The organism is Baekduia sp. (genome assembly GCF_035685985.1).
GTDB lineage: Bacteria > Actinomycetota > Thermoleophilia > Solirubrobacterales > Solirubrobacteraceae > Baekduia.
In genome coordinates this window covers 41113-59085 of the sequence record NZ_DASRZV010000009.1, presented here as the reverse complement: position 1 = coordinate 59085, position 17973 = coordinate 41113, and the positions used below count along the sequence as shown (strand labels likewise).

General features: G+C 73.3%; 18 protein-coding genes, 1 tRNA gene and 1 pseudogene. 6 read left to right on the top strand and 14 right to left on the bottom strand.

Going from position 1 to position 17973, the window contains the following annotated elements:
* Positions 1–2: 2 nt before the first annotated feature.
* Genes VFG42_RS03875 through argS form a run of 6 tightly spaced genes read right to left on the bottom strand, consistent with a single transcriptional unit; the run spans position 3 to position 7092 of the window.
* Entirely contained in the window at positions 3–1646 is a 1644-nt protein-coding gene (locus VFG42_RS03875; protein ID WP_324905447.1) for a PQQ-binding-like beta-propeller repeat protein, read from the bottom strand.
* An 11-nt stretch (positions 1647–1657) separates the two neighbouring features.
* Entirely contained in the window at positions 1658–1978 is a 321-nt protein-coding gene (locus VFG42_RS03870; RefSeq protein WP_324905445.1) for a chorismate mutase, read from the bottom strand.
* Positions 1975–2952, bottom strand: coding sequence for a hypothetical protein (locus VFG42_RS03865; protein WP_324905443.1), 978 nt, complete (start codon positions 2950–2952; stop codon positions 1975–1977). Before VFG42_RS03865 ends, VFG42_RS03870 begins: the two co-directional genes overlap by 4 nt.
* Positions 2949–3428, bottom strand: coding sequence for a GNAT family N-acetyltransferase (locus VFG42_RS03860; RefSeq protein ID WP_324905441.1), 480 nt, complete (start codon positions 3426–3428; stop codon positions 2949–2951). Before VFG42_RS03860 ends, VFG42_RS03865 begins: the two co-directional genes overlap by 4 nt.
* A complete protein-coding gene (pabB, locus tag VFG42_RS03855) occupies positions 3425–5617 on the bottom strand; it encodes an aminodeoxychorismate synthase component I (protein ID WP_324905439.1) in 2193 nt (730 codons plus the stop codon). The genes VFG42_RS03860 and pabB overlap by 4 nt, the downstream gene beginning before the upstream one ends.
* Positions 5614–7092 carry an arginine--tRNA ligase gene (gene argS / locus VFG42_RS03850; RefSeq protein WP_324905437.1) on the bottom strand — a complete coding sequence of 493 codons (1479 nt, stop codon included), beginning with the start codon at positions 7090–7092 and terminating at the stop codon, positions 5614–5616. Before argS ends, pabB begins: the two co-directional genes overlap by 4 nt.
* 409 nt (positions 7093–7501) lie before the next feature.
* Here argS and VFG42_RS03845 point away from each other — a divergent pair.
* From VFG42_RS03845 to VFG42_RS27490, 3 genes and pseudogenes are all read left to right on the top strand, one after another.
* Positions 7502–7574: transfer RNA gene (locus VFG42_RS03845), tRNA-Thr, on the top strand.
* Positions 7575–7589: 15 nt separating this feature from the next.
* Positions 7590–8906, top strand: coding sequence for a cytochrome P450 (locus tag VFG42_RS03840; RefSeq protein ID WP_324905435.1), 1317 nt, complete (start codon positions 7590–7592; stop codon positions 8904–8906).
* A pseudogene (locus tag VFG42_RS27490) lies at positions 8903–9610 on the top strand (SidA/IucD/PvdA family monooxygenase); the annotation flags it as partial. The gene VFG42_RS03840 and the pseudogene VFG42_RS27490, both read left to right, overlap by 4 nt.
* 293 nt (positions 9611–9903) lie before the next feature.
* Here VFG42_RS27490 and VFG42_RS27485 read toward each other — a convergent pair.
* Both VFG42_RS27485 and VFG42_RS03825 read right to left on the bottom strand, forming a co-directional pair.
* Positions 9904–10857, bottom strand: coding sequence for a DUF2817 domain-containing protein (locus tag VFG42_RS27485; RefSeq protein ID WP_324905433.1), 954 nt, complete (start codon positions 10855–10857; stop codon positions 9904–9906).
* Positions 10858–10952: 95 nt separating this feature from the next.
* Positions 10953–11636 carry a helix-turn-helix transcriptional regulator gene (locus tag VFG42_RS03825; protein WP_324905431.1) on the bottom strand — a complete coding sequence of 228 codons (684 nt, stop codon included), beginning with the start codon at positions 11634–11636 and terminating at the stop codon, positions 10953–10955.
* 88 nt (positions 11637–11724) lie between these two features.
* On the opposite strand from VFG42_RS03825, the gene VFG42_RS03820 reads away from it, so the two are divergent.
* Positions 11725–11988 (top strand): 4Fe-4S dicluster domain-containing protein, encoded by a 264-nt coding sequence (locus tag VFG42_RS03820; protein WP_324905428.1) that lies wholly within the window; start codon positions 11725–11727, stop codon positions 11986–11988.
* On the opposite strand, the gene VFG42_RS03815 is transcribed toward VFG42_RS03820, so the two are convergent.
* Positions 11960–12199, bottom strand: a complete 240-nt coding sequence (locus tag VFG42_RS03815) for a CBU_0592 family membrane protein (RefSeq protein ID WP_324905426.1) — start codon at positions 12197–12199, stop codon at positions 11960–11962. The genes VFG42_RS03820 and VFG42_RS03815 overlap by 29 nt on opposite strands.
* An 87-nt stretch (positions 12200–12286) precedes the next feature.
* Positions 12287–12652 carry a MarR family winged helix-turn-helix transcriptional regulator gene (locus VFG42_RS03810; RefSeq protein ID WP_349260382.1) on the bottom strand — a complete coding sequence of 122 codons (366 nt, stop codon included), beginning with the start codon at positions 12650–12652 and terminating at the stop codon, positions 12287–12289.
* A 146-nt stretch (positions 12653–12798) separates the two neighbouring features.
* On the opposite strand from VFG42_RS03810, the gene VFG42_RS03805 reads away from it, so the two are divergent.
* Positions 12799–13734, top strand: coding sequence for a zinc-binding alcohol dehydrogenase family protein (locus tag VFG42_RS03805; RefSeq protein ID WP_324905422.1), 936 nt, complete (start codon positions 12799–12801; stop codon positions 13732–13734).
* 200 nt (positions 13735–13934) lie between these two features.
* On the opposite strand, the gene VFG42_RS03800 is transcribed toward VFG42_RS03805, so the two are convergent.
* From VFG42_RS03800 to VFG42_RS03785, 4 genes are read right to left on the bottom strand one after another with little or no spacing between them, the layout of a single operon-like run.
* The gene (locus VFG42_RS03800) at positions 13935–14942 is read right to left on the bottom strand and encodes a VOC family protein (protein WP_324905420.1); all 1008 of its coding nucleotides are present in this window, start codon (positions 14940–14942) and stop codon (positions 13935–13937) included.
* The gene (locus tag VFG42_RS03795) at positions 14939–15571 is read right to left on the bottom strand and encodes a 4-carboxy-4-hydroxy-2-oxoadipate aldolase/oxaloacetate decarboxylase (RefSeq protein WP_349260379.1); all 633 of its coding nucleotides are present in this window, start codon (positions 15569–15571) and stop codon (positions 14939–14941) included. Before VFG42_RS03795 ends, VFG42_RS03800 begins: the two co-directional genes overlap by 4 nt.
* Entirely contained in the window at positions 15568–16269 is a 702-nt protein-coding gene (locus tag VFG42_RS03790; protein ID WP_349260381.1) for a PIG-L deacetylase family protein, read from the bottom strand. The genes VFG42_RS03795 and VFG42_RS03790 overlap by 4 nt, the downstream gene beginning before the upstream one ends.
* Positions 16270–16273: 4 nt before the next feature.
* Entirely contained in the window at positions 16274–17212 is a 939-nt protein-coding gene (locus VFG42_RS03785; protein WP_324905414.1) for a DUF6282 family protein, read from the bottom strand.
* Between the two features lie 52 nt (positions 17213–17264).
* Here VFG42_RS03785 and VFG42_RS03780 point away from each other — a divergent pair, with 52 nt between their 5' ends.
* Positions 17265–17909: a GntR family transcriptional regulator gene (locus tag VFG42_RS03780; protein ID WP_324905412.1), complete on the top strand. Its 645-nt coding sequence runs from the start codon at positions 17265–17267 to the stop codon at positions 17907–17909.
* Positions 17910–17973 lie beyond the last annotated feature (64 nt).

The following is a 17973-nucleotide window of genomic DNA, read 5'->3' as shown; positions in this document are numbered from 1 at the left end:
GCTCACTTCCCGTTCAACGTGTAGGTGACGATCGCGGGCGTCTGGCCCTGGCCCGCGGCCAGGCCCGCCGGCGCGATGACCGTGTTGTCGTGGACGGTGACGCCCGTGTTCGTCGACGCGGGCAGCTGCTGCTCCCAGAGCGTCTTGCCGGTCTTGGCGCTGACGGCGTGCAGCACGCCGTCGAACGTCGTCGCGAAGACCACGTCGTTGGTCACCGTCGTGGCGCCGAAGGCCGGCGTCGGGAACTCGACCTTCCACTTGATCTTGCCCGTGTCGAGGTCGACGGCCACGAGCTCGCCGGTCGACGTCTGCCCGTCGGTGGCCTGGTCCTTGTCCTGGCCGGTGAACGTGACCGAGTTGTTGACCACCGGGGCGAAGACGTACTTGCCGTCGGTGGACATCGGCGCGATCACGCCGCCGAGGCGGCCGGGGTAGATCTCCTCGTTGAGCCTCAGCTTGGAGTACTGGCCCTTGGACGCGTAGAACGGGTCCTTGTCGTGGCCGTTGTGCTTGCCGACCGCCCGCTTCCACAGCAGCTTGCCCGTGGCGCGGTCGACGGCGACCACGTAGCCGACCTTCCCGGACTCGACGACCGCCGGCCTGCCCTTGACCTTGGTCAGGATCGGCGGGTTCTGGAAGTCCCAGTCGTAGATGTCGTGCGGGATGACCTGGTAGTACCACTTCAACTTGCCGGTCTTGGCGTCGAGCTTGACCAGCGAGTTGGTGTACAGGTTCTTGCCCGGCCGGCTGGAGCCCCACGGGTGGTCGTCGGTGCCCGGGAACGGCCCGGGGTTGCCGACGCCGAAGTACATCCCGCCGCTGCCGTCGAACGCCGGCGTGTGCCAGAGGCCGCCGCCGAGGTTGATGTCCTCGTTCTTCTTGGACCACTTCTCGGTCGGCGCCGTGTCGAACGACCAGACCTTCTTGCCGGACTTGGCGTCCAGCGCCCAGAGGATGCCCTTCGTGCCGCCGCCGTAGAACTTGCCGTTGTTGCCCGGGACCGTCGACACGTACACCAACCCGCCGTGGTAGCCGGGGGCCATGTCGATGCCCTCGCCCGCGTTGCGGATCAGCTTCCTGCTCCAGATCTCCTTGCCCGTCTTCTGGTCCAGCGCGAAGGCCGAGTCGGCCGTCGCGCCGTAGACGCGGCCGCCGCCGACGTTGACACCGTTGGGGCCCTGGTCCGGCGACGCGTACTGCTGCGACCACAGCACCTCGCCCGTCTTGAGGTCGATCGCGCTGACGTTGGAGGCGAGGTCCTGCGAGTAGATCACGCCCTTGACGACGACGGGGCTCGCGGCGTAGGACCCGTACTGGCTCTGGCTCTCCTGGCCGAGCGCCAGCGACCATCCGGCCTGCAGGTCCTTGACGTTGCCGGAGGTGATCGGGCCCTTCATGTCGCGGGTGTTGGACAGGTCGCCGTTGGGCAGAGCCGAGCCCGTCAGCGACGGCTTGGCCGACGCGTCGGGCTTGGCGTCGCCCTGGTCGCCGTTGCCCTGCTTCTGGGTCGCGCCGCCCCGCGGGGCGGCCGCGTTCTTGTTGTCGTTGTCGCTTCCGCCGCCCGCGACGAGCAGGACGACCACGACGACGAGGACGATGGCCAGAGCACCGGCACCGAGCAGCGCGGCCTTCGGCACACGCTGCATGCTCCTGGGGTTCATGCGGATTCCGCTTCCTCTGAGGCCGCGCTCGCGAGCGCGGCGATGATCTCGTCCTCGAGGCGACAGGTCGCCCCGATGAGCACTTCGAAAAGCTCGGCGCTGAACGCGGTGGGAAGCCCCACCGCCGCGCCGCGCGCGAGGTAGCGCTCGCGCACCTCGACGACCCGGTCGGGCTGCATCATGGGGATGTCGTGGGCGCTCTTGTGGCGCGCGACCGCACGGCAGATGTCGAAGCGCTCGCCGAGCAGCTCGGCGATCGCGTTGTCGATCTCGTCCAGCCGCGCCCGGAACGGCGCCAGCCCGTCGACCTCGCTCATGCGGCCACGACCTCCGCGCCCAGCAGCCCGGCCGAGAACGCGCCGGCGCACTCCGCGAGGCGGTCGACCGCGTAGCCGCCCTCCTGCACCACGCAGACCGGCAGGCCCGACTCGGCCAGCAGCGATCCGATCGCCGCGAAGATGCCGGGCTCGAAGTCCCACGTGCCGTGCGGATCGCCGGCGATCGTGTCGTAGCCCAGCGACAGCACCAGCGACCGGCAGCGCGTGGCGATCTGGTCCAGCGACTCGTCGACGGCGTCGAGGTAGGCCTCGGGGTCCGGCGTGCCGCGGAACTCGATCAGCCGCTCGCGGCCGGTGCGCGGGAGCACGGGGTCGGTCGGCGCGTTGGCCACCGGCCAGGCGTGCAGCGAGTGCAGCAGCACGTCGCTCATGCCGGCGACGATCGCCGACGTCCCGTTGGGGTAGTGCAGGTCGAGGTCGAGGATGCCGACCGGCCCCATCCCGGCCTCGCGCAGCGTCACCGTCGCGGCGGCCGCGGAGTTCAGGTAGCAGTAGCCGCCGCAGAACGCGGGTCCGGCGTGGTGGCCGGGCGGGCGGCACAAGGCGTAGGCGAACCGCGCGCCGCCGGCGACGTGGCGCGCCGCGGTGATCGTCGTGCGGATCGCCTCGTCGGCGGCCTCGACCAGCGCGGGGCCGGCGGGGATGTCCGGGCTCATGCCCGGCGCGACGAAGCGCGGCAACACCACCAACTCGGTCAGGTCGTGCAGCGCGGCCAGGTACTCGAGGTCGTGGATGGCGTACAACGTGCGCTCGACGTCGACGTCCGAGGCGCCCGAGCCGACGCCGCGAACCGCCCAGTGGCGCCGTAGCCCGGCCTCGACGGCGTCCAGCCGCCGGGCGCCGTCCTGGCCGGCGACGCGCTCGCCGCCGTCCACGATCCACGGCGCGTCGGCGTGGCCCGGCACCCCGGCGCGCCGCTGGCGCACCATCACCATGCCCCGCCCGACGATCATCGGCCGGTCCTCCGCCGCATCCGGGCCCCGACAAGCTCGAAGCCGTTGCGCTCGTAGAAGCGCCGCGTGTCCGCCAGGCCGGCGAACGTGTCGCGCGGGATCCCGACCTCGATGCGCGTCGCGCCGCGCGCCTCGGCCAGCGCGCAGAACGCCGCCATCAGGTCGGCGCCGGCGCCCGCGCCGCGCCGCGTGCCGTCGACCCACAGGTCTTGGATCAAGGCGTACATGCCGCCCGCGTGGACGGTCGTGATCCAGCTCGCGGCCAGGACGCCGACGGTCGCGCCGTCCTCCTCAGCCAGCAGGACCGCGTCGCCGGTGCCGATGACCGCGCGCGCCGCGTCCTCCATCGCGGCCGCGTCCGGCGGCGTCGCGCCCAGCTCGGTCAACAGCGCCGCGACCGCGCGTGCCACCACCGGCGCGTCGCCGGCGTCGGCGTGGCGCACGACGACCGCCATCTCGGGGGCGGAGCCGGTCACGACGCCGCCAGGGCGATGACGTCGGCGCGCCGGCCCTCGACCTCGACGGTGAACGCCGCCGGGGCGTCGCTGCCGGTGGCCGCCTGGGCGATGGCGGCCATCGGCGCGCGCGCCTTCAGCAGGATCTCGTCGAACTCCTCGACCGGATCGCTCTGCATGACGATCGCCCCGCCCGCGCCGATCGTCGTCGCGCCGGGGCGCAGGACGATCGTGCGGATCACGATGTTGAGGTCGACGACGCCGTCGGCGCCGAAGTAGCCGATCGCGCCGCTGTAGACGCCGCGCGCGCAGCGCTCGATGTCGTCGATGATCGACATCGTCCGCAGCTTCGGCGCGCCGGTCATCGAGCCACCCGGGAAGCACGCGCGCACGCATTCGACCGGCGTGCGGTCGCCTTCCAGGTAGCCCTCGATCGTGGACACCAGCTGGTGCACGGTCGGGTAGGGCTCGACGACCATCAGCTCGGGGACGCGGACGCTGTCGACGTCGCACACCCGCCCGAGGTCGTTGCGCAGCAGGTCCACGATCATGAGGTGCTCGGCGAACGTCTTCTCGTCGTCGCGCAGCTCGCCGGGGATCTCCGCGTCGCGGACCGGGTCGGCCGAGCGGGCGGCGGTGCCCTTGATCGGGCGTGCCTCGACGCGGCCGTCGCGGTCGATCGACAGGAAGCGCTCGGGCGAGGACGACACGACCGCCAGGTCGCCGCCGAGCTTCAGGTAGGCGGCGAACGGCGCCGGGTTGCGGCGGCGCAGCAACCGGTACAACTCGAACGGGTCGGGCGACGCGGTCGTCGTGATCTGGTCGGTGAGGCAGACCTCGTAGGACTCGCCGGCCATCAGCGCCGCCTGCGAGCGGGCGATGTCGGCCAGGTACTGGGTGCGGCCGCGGCCGACCTGGAAGACCACCGGCTCGACGTCGGCCGGCGGGTCGGGCGCCACCGCGACGACCGGCGGGGCGACGTCGTCGGCGGGCGGCGCCGCGAGCGCCTCGCGGACCACGGCCTCGGCGACGTCCAGCCAGCGCGACGGCGCCGGGTCGTCGGGCGCCCCGAGCGCGAGCAGGTAGGTGGTGTCGGAGACGTGGTCGACCGCCACGACCCGGTTGGCGAACAGGAAGACCGCGTCGGGGACGTCGGAGCGGTGGACGTTGGGCGAGCCGCAGTCGGCCTTGCACTCGTAGCCGAGGTAGCCGACGAACCCGCCGACCAGCCCGCGCGGCACCGCGGCCGGCGGCTCGATCGCGTTCGCGGCGCCCTCGCGGTCCAGCACGTCGAAGATCGACGCGTGCTCGACCGTGACGTCGTCGCCGCGCCGGATGCCGACCTGGCCGGCGTCGACGTCGTACTCGACCACGCAGTGCTCGGCGCTGGCCGTCGTCCCCAGGAACGACTGCTGGGCGAGCTTGCTCGGCGCGTCGGCGCTGTCCAGCCAGAAGGCGTGCTCGGCCTCGCCGAACAGCCGCTGGAAGACCAGCTCGGTGGACGGCTGGCCCGGCAGCTCGCGCACGCGCAGCTCCAGGCCGCTGGCCTCGCGACCGCGGTCGCCGGCCGTGCGCGACGGCGACGGGGCGGGCGCCGGCGGGCGGCCCGCGCCGCGCCGGCGCGGGCGCTTGTGCTCGCGCGCCAACCGGTAGAAGTTGTCGACGATCGCGTGGCCGTGCTCGGAGGCGATCGACTCGGGGTGGAACTGCACGCCCCACAGCGGGCGCCGAGTGTGCTCGATGCCCATCACGACGCCGTCCTCGGTCCACGCCGTGACGTGGCCGTCGGGCCCGAGCGGGCCGGTGACCGCCAGCGAGTGATACCGCACCACGGAGAAGTCCTGCGGAACGTCCGCGAACAGGCCGGTCCCCGCGTGCTGGACGCGCGACAGCCGCCCGTGCATCGGAACCGGCGCGCTGCCGACCACGCCGCTCAGCACCCGTCCCAGGCCCTGGTGGCCGAGGCAGATGCCCAACACGGGGATGTCGCTGGAGCGCAGGATGTCGCTGCACACGCCGAAGTCGTGCCAGCGCGCCGGATGCCCGGGTCCGGGGGACAGGACGATCGCGTCGAAGTCCCACCGCGACAACGCCCGCCACGACACCATGTCGTTGTGCACGACGATCGGCTCCTCGCCGGAGACCGCCGCCAGCAGGTGGAAGACGTTGTAGGTGTAGCTGTCGTAGTTGTCGATCAACAGGGTGCTCATCGGGCGGCCTCCAGGCCGAGCCCGCGCGCGCTGCGATCCAGCAGCGTCTGCACGACGCGGTCGACGTGCTCGCCGCGGTCGCGCTCCATCGACCAGCGCGCCAGGTGCTTCAGGTACAGCGCCAGCGGCCCGACGTCGTAGCGCTCGACGGCCAGCCGCAGGTGCTGGCGGTAGAGCTCGGACTGCACGACCGCGAAGCGGTACTCCGGGTCGTCGGCCGGGCGGCCGCCCTCGGCGCCGCCGCGCTGGCTGATGTGGGCCCGCGCGCGGACCAGGTCCCAGCCGACCGACTGCTTGTCGCGCAGCAGCTTCTGCTGGTCGAAGTCCATCGGCCGCGCGACCGGGTAGGGCAGGAAGTAGCCCAGCGCGATCTGCGGCGCCATCCGCTCGGGCTGCGGGTGGTGGCGGCGCAGCTCCCGCGTCGCCGGGTCGGCGTCGATCTGGTCGTCGACCCAGTCGACGAGCTCGTCGATCAGCAGCGCGCCGTCCGACGAGGAGATCGCGCGCTTCTGCCGGGCGACCATCGCGTTGAAGATGTCGAGCGTCGGGTGCAGCGACCCATTGCCATTGGGCAGCAGCTCGTCCATCAGCTTGCGCCGGGCGGTGACGTGGCCGACCCACTCGGTCCCGCAGATCTGCATCGAGGTCATGTCCTCGAGGTCGGGCGCCGCCATCCAGTAGGCCAGCGCCCGCATGTGCTGGGTCGTGACACCGTCGGGGCGCACGAGCGGGAACTCCTCGAAGCCGTCGACGCCCGTCGGGTAGACCACGACGCCGTCGTCGCGGCGCACGAAGCGGCCGTCGCGCAGGCCCTCGGCCATCAGGTCGGTCGCGTCGCCGAGGAAGTCCGACTCGAAGAACACGCGGTCGAACGCCACGCCCAGGCGGGCCAGCGTCTTGCGCTGGCCGGCGATGACCCAGGCCCGCGTCTTGTACCACAGCTCCAGCGTCTCGCGATCGCCCTCCAGGACGCGCCGCAGCAGGTCGTCGGCGTCGTCGTGGCGGACGGTCAGCTCGCGCGTCTGCGAGTCCTCGGGAAGCTCCTGCTCCCCGGCGACGATCGCCGTCGAGGCGGCGACGTAGTCGGCGTAGCAGACGCCGACGAAGTGATCGCTCTTCTCGTCGCCGTCGCTCCACCCGTTGGTGTGGCGGCCGCTGGCCATGACGCCGGCCATCGCCTCGCCCATCGAGCGCCCGGCGTCGGAGATCAGCGAGCGGCGCTCGACCTGACCGCCCGCCTGCGTCAGCGCGCTGGCGATGGCGTTCCCGATCGAGAGGTTGCGCAGGTGGCCGACGTGCAGGGCCTTCGTCGCGTTGGCGTCCCAGAACTGGACGGAGTAGCGCCGGCCGGCGGCCAGGTCGGACAGGCTGGAATCGGCCGAGCCGCCGGCCTCCAGGCCGGAGCCGACCGACTCGATCCAGCTGTCGGCGATGCGCACCTCGACCCCGTCGCGCTCGCGCTTGACGGAGTCCACCCAGGGCTCGCCCTCGATCCGGTCGAGGACCCTGAGGGAGTCGGGATCCTCCTGCCAGTAGGTCGTGCGGGGAATCAGCTTGATGTCGAACCGTCGGGGCCGTCGCGGCGCTCTCGCCGCCCACGGTGCGCCCGCGCCTTCGCGGGCCGTAGTGGTTTTCAGCTGGTCAAAGATGTTCAACGGCATGAGTATGGACCTGACCGGGACATGTACCAGTGGCCTCCGTGCCGCTTCAACGTGGACGTGTAGCCAGTCAGGCAAGAAGGTCAGGGGCTCTGACGATTGGCTTGTCGCAAGGCCAATTGGCTGTTGTGGGCCCCGTCCCGTGGCCGTTAGAAATGCCCTACCTCACGGCGCCGTCCCCATCGGATCTACGGCAAGGACGAGCGGGACGACAGCTGTGAGCCGTGCACCTGTGCCCTAATCGGTGAAGGGACCAGATTAGTAATCTGGGCATCAGGGTTCGAGCCCCTGCAGGTGTGTTTCGAGTTACCGCCATGCACGATCGGTCCACGTCTCTGCCACCAGGCCCTCCGATGCCGGCGGCTCTCCAGGCGTGGCGGTGGACCCGCGAGCCGCTGCCCTTCCTGGGGCGCTGCCGGCATCGATACGGCGATGCCTTCACCCTCCGGATGAGCCACGCCGGCACGTGGGTCGTGCTGAGCGACCCGGCCGACGTCAAGCGCGTCTTCACGGCCGCGCCCGACGCGATGGGCGCCAGCACCGCCAGCGCGGTGATCGAGCCGCTGCTGGGACGGCGCTCGGTCATGCTCCTCGACGAGCCCGAGCACCTCACGCGCCGCCGCATCATCCTGCCGCCGTTCCACGGGCAGCGGATGGCCGGCTACGCGGACATGACCGCGATGGTCGCCCGCCGCGAGGTGCAGCGCTGGCCCGTCGGCGAGCCGTTCGAGCTGTGGCCGCGGATGCAGTCGATCACGCTCGACGTGATCATGAACGTGGTCTTCGGCGAGGACGCCGAGACGAACCCGCGCCTGGGCCGGGTGCGCGAGGCGCTCGTGGCGATGACCGAGTGGCTCAACGACCCGCGGCGCCTGGCGGTGCTGGCGGTCCTGGGCCCGCGCTGGATCCGCGGCCACCGCGGCTTCGCGCGCACGCGTGGAGCGGTGGCCGACGCGGTGATGGACGAGGTCCGGCTGCGGCGCGGCGCCGCCGCCCATGGTGTGCCGGGTGGCAACGACATGATCTCGCTGCTGCTGGAGGGCAGCTACGAGGACGGCCGCCCGCTCAGCGACCAGGACCTCGCCGACGAGCTGATCACGCTGCTCTCCGACGGGCCGACGTCCACGACGCTGGCCTGGGCCTTCGAGCGGCTGCTGCGCCACCCCGACAAGCTGGAGCTCCTGCGCGACGAGGTCCGGGCCGGCGAGGACGACACCTACATGGAGGCCGTCATCCGCGAGACGCTCCGGCTCTGCCCGCCGGTCCCGGTCGTCGTGCGCCGGCTGCTCGCGCCGCTGGAGCTGGAGTCCGGGCACCGGCTGCCCACGGGCACGACGGTCGCGCCGTGCGTCTCGCTGATCCACCACCGCGAGGACGTCTACCCCGAGCCCGACGCGTTCCGGCCGGAGCGCTTCCTCGGCACGACGCCCGGCACGTACACGTGGATCCCCTTCGGCGGCGGCGTGCGGCGCTGCCTGGCCGCCTCGTTCGCCAACCAGGAGATGAAGCAGGTGCTGTCCACCGTCCTGCGCACCGTCGATCTGCGGGCCGTCGGGTCGGCCTCCGAGCGCGTCGCGCGCAGCTCGATCGCCTTCGTGCCCGACCGCCGCGCGCTGGCGCTGGTCGCATGAGGGCCGACCTGCTGGTGATCGGCGCGGGGGCGAAGGCCGCCGCGGTCGCCGCCAAGGTCCACGCGATCAACGAGCTGGGCCACGGGCCCGTGTCGGTGACGATCGTCGAGGACCGCGAGCCCGCCGCCTCCTGGCTGGGGCTCAACGGCATGACGTCGGGCGACGAGACGCTCGCGATCCCGCCGGTCAAGGACGTCGGCTTCCCGTACGAGAGCGGCCGGGCGTTCGGCGAGATCGGCAACGAGATCGACGGGGCGATGTTGTCGTTCTCGTGGGCGGCGTACCTGATCGCGGGCCGGCGCTACGCGCGCTGGATCAACGCGGAGTCGCCGAGCGTACGCCATCGCGACTACGGGATGTACCTGTCGTGGGTGCACTCGCGGGCGACGACCGGCGTACGTCACGTGCGCGGGCGCGCGGCGGCGATCGAGCTGGACGCCGACGGCTGGTCGGTGGAGGTCGTCACGCCGGAGGGCGCGCGCGTGCGCGAGATGGCCTCCGCGCTGATGCTCACCGGCTCGGGCGTGCACCGCGAGCTGGCGCACGACCCGGCGGTCGCCGATCGGCTGCTGCACTGCGACGACCATCGCGGCGACCTCGCGCGGGCGATCCCGGCCGACCGGCGCTCGGAGGTCGCGATCGTCGGCGGCGGCGAGGGCGCGCTGAGCTGCGTGCTGTTCCTGCGGGCGGCGCGACCGGCGGCGCGGATGACCGTCCACACGCCCGACCTGCCGATGAGCCGCGGCGAGGGCTTCCTCGAGAACCGCGTCTTCGCCGACCCCGACAGCATCGGCTGGAGCGGGCTGGACCTCGCGACCCGGCGCGACTTCATCGCCCGCTGCGACCGCGGGGTCTTCGGACCCGAGGGCCTGCTGCGGATCGCCTTCGACGAGCACCTGCGCTTCGTCACGGGTCGGGTCGTCGGCGTCGGGCCGGACGCCGACGGGCGCGGCGTGCGGGTGGACTGCTCGACGCCCGACGGGCCGTGGAGCGACCGCTATGACTTCGTCGTCAACTGCACCGGCTTCGACGTGCTGCGCCAGGTGCGCCGGCTGTTCTCCGACGACGTCCGCGACGCGATCGAGCAGGCCGCGGGCCCGGTGTGGTCGGCGTCGTCCGGCGAGGAGCTGCGCTTCGGCCGCGCGCTGGAGGTGGCCGGCCTGACCCCGCGCCTGCACATCCCGGGGCTGGCGAACGTCAGCCAGGGCCCGGGCTTCGCGAACCTCGGCTGCCTCGGGCTGACGGCCGACCGCGTGCTGGCGCCGGTGGTGCTCGGCGCCGAGGCGCCCGCGACCGCGCCGACGACCGCCTGGACCGCCGCGACGTGACGGCGGACGGCCGCGCGTGACAGCGTGCCGGCCGGCAGCTCGACGACGAACGCGGTGCTGCTGGGCCGGACGTGCTCCTGCCAGCGCGTCGCGGTGCCGGGCAGGCGCGGCAGCGTCCGGACGCGCATCCGCGCGGTGCGGGCGTAGCGGGCGATGATCGCGGGGTCGCTGCCGCGCGTGCGATCGACGAGGTCCATGTGCTGGTGAAACCAGATCGTCACGCGCGGGCGCTCGCGGCGGATCAGCGACATGATGGCCTTGGTCTCGGGCTCCGACGCGGGTCCCGACCCGGACGCGTAGATTCCGCCCTGGCGGCGCCAGCCCCAGGGGAAGTTGCGGTTGAGGTCCACGCCGCGCGCGTTGCCGCGGGTGCCGCGCGCGCAGCCGTCGGGGTTGGCGGCGTCGAGCAGCAGCAGCTGGACGCCCGCGGGCGGCGTGGCGCGGCGCAGGGCCTGGACGACCGGCAGCCCCGCGCGCTCGGTGCCGTGGACGCAGCCGACGACCAGGACGCGGACGGCGTGGGCGCCGGGCGTCTCGGCGCCGACGCGCACCAGGCGCAGCGCCCGGTGGCGCACCGAATGGCCGATGACCTGCGCGTGGATCGGTGGCGCGTCGGCGAGCACGTGTGCCGCGGAGCGTAAGGCGCCGCGAAGCGGCGCGCGATCCTCGGCGTCCGGCCGGCGGGGCCTGGGCCGACGACCGGGACCGACCCGCGCGCTCACGCGGGAGCGCGCCCGGCGGCTTGGCCGGTCCGCTGGTCGAGCCCGAGGACCTCGATCTCGCAGCCGGCGCGGTGCGGGTCCTTGGCGACGAACGCGGTCAGCCGCGCGCCGGGCGCGGCGGCGTCGAGCATCCCGAGCGTGATGCCGCGGTGCAGGCCGCAGACCGTCGGCTGGTCGGCCTCGACGACGTCCCGGTACGGGCAGTTGTGGAGGCAGAAGCGCGTGTGGCCGTCGGGCGCGGCCGCGCGCCGCGGGCGGAAGCCGAGCGCCGCGAGCGCGGCGTGCAGCGCGGGGCCTGGCGGGCCGTCGGCGTCGATCAGCTCGCGGCCGATGCGGCGGCCGGTGGCCTCGACGTCCGCGTCGGCGTCGGCCTCGGCGAGCGCGCGGACCAGCCAGCGGCCGAGGGCGGCGTAGCCGGTGGGCGCGTCGCCGACCGGGGCCTCGGGGTCCAGCGTCCACTCGTCGCGCGGGCGGCCGCGGCCGTGGGCGACCCGCTCGCGGGTGACCGCGCCCTCGCGCGCGAGCGCGTCCAGGTGGGCGCGCACGCCGTTGGGGTGCAGGCCGAGGCGGCGGGCCAGCTCCGCCGTCGTCGCCGGCCGGGCGAGCTCGTCGAGCAGGGCCACGAGCCGCGCGGGGGTCGGCGCGTCGTCCGAGGTCGCGTCGCGGATCGGTTCGGCCACGTCGGCCAGTCTGGCATCCGGGTCGGCCACGGTGCTATTTTTCACACTTAGATGTAAAAAATAACGCCCATCCTCAGGAGACCACCCCATGGCCTATGTGATCAGCGAGCCCTGCATCGGGACCAAGGACAGCTCGTGCGTCGAGGTCTGCCCCGTCGACTGCATCCATCCGACGCCCGACGAGGCCGACTTCGACCAGCACGAGCAGCTCTACATCGACCCCGAGGAGTGCATCGACTGCGACGTGTGCGTCGAGGCCTGCCCGGTCGACGCGATCACGCCGCTGGAGCAGATCCCGCCGGAGTGGGAGAAGTACATCGCGATCAACGCGAAGTACTACGAGCGCGCGTGAGCAGCGAGTGGGCGGCCACGAGCGCCCACGTCCCCTCGAGGAGCAGGAACCCGTACTGGCGCTCGTGCGCGGCGAGGACCGCGAGCACGGCGCCGCCGACCATGTTGAGCACGAGGTAGGGGCGCGAGCGGTCGCTGAGCCAGCCGCGCTGCGACGCGAGGAACGCCGCGAGGACGAGCAGCGAGCCGAGCACCTGGATGACCTGTTCCATGGTGGGAACCTCCTGGGTCGCGCCGTCGTCAGGCCGGGTACGGCGCGAGCTCTCGTCCGGGCGGCCGCGCTGGTGCGGCCGCGCCCTTCAGGCTAGCGGCGTCCCGATCATGCGCACGAGCAGGTCCGTCAGCCGGCGCCGGTCGGCCGGCGGCAGCGCGCCGGTCAGCGGCGCGAGCGCCCGGGCGACCTCGGCCGCGCCCCGGTCGGCCACCTCCGCGCCCGCGACGGTGATCAGCACGTCGACCGCGCGGCCATCGTCCGGGTTCGGCGCGCGCGCGAGCAGGCCCCGCTTCTCGGCGCGGTCGACGAGCCCCGACATCGTGGACTTCTCCAGCCCGAGGTAGTCGGCCAGCGCGGTCATGCGCAGGCGGCGGTCGCGCAGGATGGCCAGGACGCGCAGCTGCGTGAGCGAGAGGTCGGCGTCGGCGGCCGCCTTGGTCAGGACGGCCATGGTGGCGAACGACGCCTGGACGAGGGCGTCGACGAGCGGGTCGGCGGCAGGGGCGGCGGGCACGCCCGGAGCGTACTTGACGGAAGTTCGTAGTACCAACTAAGATGGTTCGTAGTACGAAATATCTTCGATCCGGAGGCCCGACCATGAGAGCTGCCGTCGTCACGTCGTTCGACGCGCCACCCGAGTACGAGGAGGTCCCCGCGCCGGTCGCCCGCGGGGAGGACGAGCTGCTCGTCGACGTGCTCGCCGCGGGCCTGCATCCACGTGTGCGGTCGCAGGCCGGCGGCTCGCACTACACGAGCACCGGCGTGCTGCCGCTGGTGCCGGGGGTCGACGGCGTCGGGCGCGACCCCGACGGGCGGCTGCGCTACTTCGTCCTGCCCGACACGACGCTCGGCTCGATGGCCGAGCGGACGCTGATCGACCCGCGCCGCAGCGTCGTGCTCGACGACGCGGCCGATCCGGTCGCGGTCGCCGCCGCGATGAACCCGGCGATGTCCTCGTGGGTCGCGCTGCGGCGGCGCATCGCCTTCGCGGCCGGCCAGAGCGTGCTGGTGCTCGGCGCGACCGGCAACGCCGGGCGCATGGCCGTGCCGATCGCGCGGCACCTGGGCGCCGCGCGCGTCGTCGCCGCCGCGCGCGACGCGACCAAGTTGTCGCGGTCGGACGCGAGCGACACGGTGGTGTTGGACGACGCCGAGCGCCTCGCCGCGCGGGCCGCCGACGTCGACGTCGTCATCGACTACCTCTGGGGCGAGCCCGCCGCGGCGGCGATGGTCACGCTGGTCGCCGCCCGACCCGACCGCGCCAAGCCGCTGACCTGGATCCAGATCGGGTCGGTCGCGGGCCCGACCGCGCCGATCCCGTCCGCCGCGCTGCGCGCGTCGCGCCTGCAGATCGTGGGCAGTGGCCAGGGCTCGGTCCCGACGAGCGACCTCGTCGCCGAGCTCTCCGCGCTGGCCGGCGAGATCGCGCGCGGGACGTTCGCGATCGACGCGCGCGCGGTGCCGCTGGCCGACGTGCGGCGCGCGTGGGGCGAGGCGGGAGCGACGGCCGAGCGGGTCGTGCTCGTGCCCTAGTGTCGTGATTCAGTCATTCGCTGGCCGCCTCCGGGCGCTCGCCGCCGCCATGCGCTCGTCGCTGATCCTCAACGACCCAAGGGGTCGCTTGCGGTCATCGACGACCGCCTGACGGGGCCGAGCATCCCGGAATGCTGCGACCGAATGAATGAATCACGACACTAGATGGTGGTCGCATCTCGCGCAGGCGCGCTCATCGCTCATCGCTTCTCGGTGCGCGTCGTCGGCGCCGGCGCCGCCACCCCGGCGGCCAGCGCGTAGGCGCGGTCGGCCTCGACGGCGGGCGGCGTGCCGTAGACGTGGAAGCTCTCCACGGTTCGGACGCCCCAGGCCTGGCCCTTGGCGCGCTCGGCCTCGGTCCACATCAGCGGCTGCTGCTCGGGGTCGTAGAGGAAGTGGCCGCCGGTGGTGACCTCCATGCGGTTGCCGCCGGGCTCGAAGCCGTACAGGAAGAAGCCGCCGGCGACCGCGTGCTTGGAGGGCGCGGCCTCGATGTGGACGCCGTAGTCCAGGAACAGGTCGGCGGCACGCAGGCACTCCTCGCGCGTGTCGACCCAGAAGGCGACGTGGTGGAGGCGGCCGTGCGCGCCGCGGGCGTCGTGGACGTAGATCAGCTCGTGGGCGGCGATCGACAGCGACAGCCACGCGCCGGTCTCGTCGCCGTTGTCGAGTTGTATGCCTTCGTAGTGGCGGAAGCCCAGGACGTCGGTGGCGAACCGCCGGCAGGCGGCGACGTCGGCGGCCAGCAGGTTGACGTGGTCCAGGCGCTTCACCGCGGCGCCGCGGCCGGTGTTGCGCATCGGCACGTTGCGCAGCGCGGGCCTGAGGTGCTCGGGCGCGACGTAGCGGTCGGCCTCCCAGATCAGCTCCATCGCGTGGCCGTCGGGGTCGGTGAACGTGTAGGCCTTGCCGTGGCCGTGGTCACCGTCGTGCCATCCGATCCCGAGTCCGGACGTCTCGATCGCGGCGACGCGACGCTCCAGCGCCTCGGCGCTCCAGGCGCGGATCGCCATGTGGCCCAGCCCGGAGGTCCTCGACTCGGTCAGCTTGAGGGAGTAGCGCTGGTACTCGCCCCACGAGCGCAGGTACACCGACGGCCCGTCGCGGTGCTCGACCTCCATGCCGAGCACGTCGACGTAGAAGTCGAGGCTCGCCTGCGGCGTGGGCGTGAGGACCTCGACGTGGTGGATGTGCGCGAGGTCGCTCACGACGACGGCGTTCCCTCCACGACCGCGCGCAGCCCGTCCAACTCATAGGACAGCTCGCCCGCCCGGAGCTTCTCGCGCTTGTCGCGCTCCTTGGCCTCGCGGGCCAGGGACGCGCCGAGCACCTCGTCGGCGCGCTCCTGGGCGACGACCGTGCCGCCGTCGGCGTCCAACACCACCAGGTCGCCCGGGCGGATCCGCGCGCCGCCGACGACGACCGGGACGTCCAGCGCGCCGACGACGTCCTTCGTCGCGCCGCGCGAGCGCACCCAGCGCGCCCAGACCGGCAGGCCCAGCTCCTCCAGGTCGGCGCAGTCGCGCACGGCCGCGTCGACGAGCACGCCCGCCGCGCCGTGGACGAGCGCCTGCGTGGCGAGCAGGTCGCCGAGCAGCGCGACCGGCGCGGGCTCGGGCATCGTCAGCACCAGCACCTCGCCCGGGCGCAGGGCCGCCATCGCCGCGTGGACCATCAGGTTGTCGTCCTGCCCGCAGCGGGCGATGCGCGCCGGGCCGCACGCGCGGGCGCCGGGGACGACCGGGATCAGGTCGGCGTCGATCAGGCCCTCGCGGCCCGACGCCTCGTAGACCGTCGCGGCGCCCAGGCGCGCGAGCTCGTTGGTCACCGTGCTCACAGCTCGTCCACCACCTGCGGGACGACGCGCATGAAGCTCTCGCCGTGGCGGACGTCCTGGTCGCCGGACGCGCGCCGCGCGTGGTTGCCGCGCTGCTCGCCGCGCTGGGCGTAGTAGGTCTGCAGGTACCGCTGGGCCTTCATCTCGGCCATCGCCGCGACTTTCCTGTCCCACACCGAGGTGATGTCCACGTGGACGGTCGGCGTGAAGTTGCACAGCTCGGGCTGGTGGGGCTCGAACAGGAACAGCTGCGGCGGCTTGATGGTGGCGAACGCGCTCGACACGCCCGCGCCGGCGGCCAGCGACCGCGCCCGGTCGACGGCCGCGTGGGCGACGGGGTGGTCCGGGTTGAACGGGTCGGTGTCGGTGTGGGTGATCAGGACGTCGGGCGCGAACTCCCGGATCGCCTCGGCGATCGCCAGCAGCCGGTCGCCGTCGACCTGCAGCGGGTAGTCGCCGAAGTCCATGCACTTGAAGGACGCGCCCAGGTGTCCCGCCGCCGCCTCGGCCTCGGCGTGGCGCGTCCGCTTGACGTTCGCGACCGTCTGGCCCTCGACCTTCCACAGCTCGCCGGACTCGCCGCGCTCGCCGTAGCTCAGCGCGATCACCTCGGCCTGCCCGCCCAAGGACACCGCCTTGGCCACCGCGCCGGCCGCGCGCCAGACGAAGTCCGCGCTGTGGGCGCCGATCACCTGCACCCGCCTAGGCACGGACCTCGACCCCGGCCAGCCGTCGCGTGTTCTCCACCGCCATGGTCACGACCTCCTGCTCGCTGAACCCGGCCTGGAGGTGACGGTCGGCCATGAGCGCCAGGCCGTCCTCGACCGGAGGGTTGAAGACCTGCCCGAGATCGCTGCCCCAGACCGTGTGGCGCGCGCCGACCGCGCGGGTGGCGGCGAAGATCTCGTCCCACGTGCACTTGCCCGTGTAGGGCGTGGTGAGCGCGCGCTGCAGCAGCGCGCCGCGGTCGGCCAGCTCCACCTGCTCGGCGGGCGTCAGCCGGTGCGACGGGAACTCGGGGTTGGTGACGACGATCGTCTCGACCCCGACGTCGAGGGCGGCGTCCACCACGACGAGGATCTCGTCGCGTGACAGGTGGCCGGTGTTCAGGACGAGCCCGTGCGCGGCCACCACCCGCAAGACCTCCAACAACTCGGGAAGCGGCGCGCCGTCGCCGTCGAGGACGTCGACCGGGCGCGGGGGAGCGCCCGCCGCGCGCAGCTCGCGCTCGAAGCGCACCCACACCGGCACGTTGCCGCCCGCCGGGGCCCGCTGCACCTTGGCGACCTCGCCCGGCGCGCTGACCGTCGGCAGCCACACGAACCGCACGCCCTGCCGCGCCGCGACCTCCACGGCGGTCGCGTTGAGCCCGCCGACGGCGTGGTTGAGGACGATCGAGCCGGCGGCGACCGTCGCGCCGACCGCGGCGTTGACGACCGCGGCGCGCTCGTGCGTCGCCGTGTAGTGCGACATGACGCCGAAGCCCGCCAGCCCCAGCTCCAGGCAGCGGCGCGCCAGCTCGAGGTCGGTGATCCGCCGCGGCGCGAAGTCGGGCGCGACGTGCACGTAGGGATCGAAGCCGCCGCGCACCAGCGCGCGGGCGCGCTCGGACGGGACGGGATGGTCGTCGGGACGCCCCACGCAGAGAACGCTAACAGGATTGTCAACAATCTTGTTCGCTTAGACTCGACCTGTGAGCGACACCGACGCCTACGACGCGCTGCATCGCGACATCGTCTCCGGCGAGCTGTCGCCGGGCGAGCGGCTCGTCGAGGAGGAGCTGGCCGAGCGCCTGGGGGTGAGCCGCGGCGCCGTGCGCTCCGCGCTGCAGCGGCTCGACCACGACGGCCTGGTCGTCCGCGAGCGCAACCGCGGCGCGCGCGTGCGGCGCGTCACGCCGCGCGAGGCGATCGAGGTGCTGGAGGCGCGCGCGGCGCTGGAGTCGCTGGCCGCCGGCTACGCCGCGCTGCGGCGCACCGACGCGGAGGCGGCCGAGCTGCGGGCGCTGACCGCCGAGATGGCGCGGTTGCACGCCGCGGGCGAGCTGCTGAGCATGTCCGAGCGCAACGCGGTCCTGCACCGCCGCATCCTGGAGATCTCCCGCCACGACGTCGCGCGCGACATCTGCTCGCGCTTGCACTCCCAGCTCGTGCGCTTCCAGTTCCGCACCATCTTGGCCCCCGGTCGCTCGCCGCGGTCGCTGACCGAGCACCAGGCCATCGTCGAGGCGATCGCGGCGGGCGACCGCAAGGCCGCCGAGCGGGCGATGCGCAAGCACCTGGACAACGTCGCCCGGGCGCTCGACGCCGTCGCGGCGGGCGAGCGCGTCGCGTCCTGAGCGACCGATGGCCCGCGGGCAAGGCCCGCGGGCCATCGATCACCTTGGGGGCGCCTCCGCACGA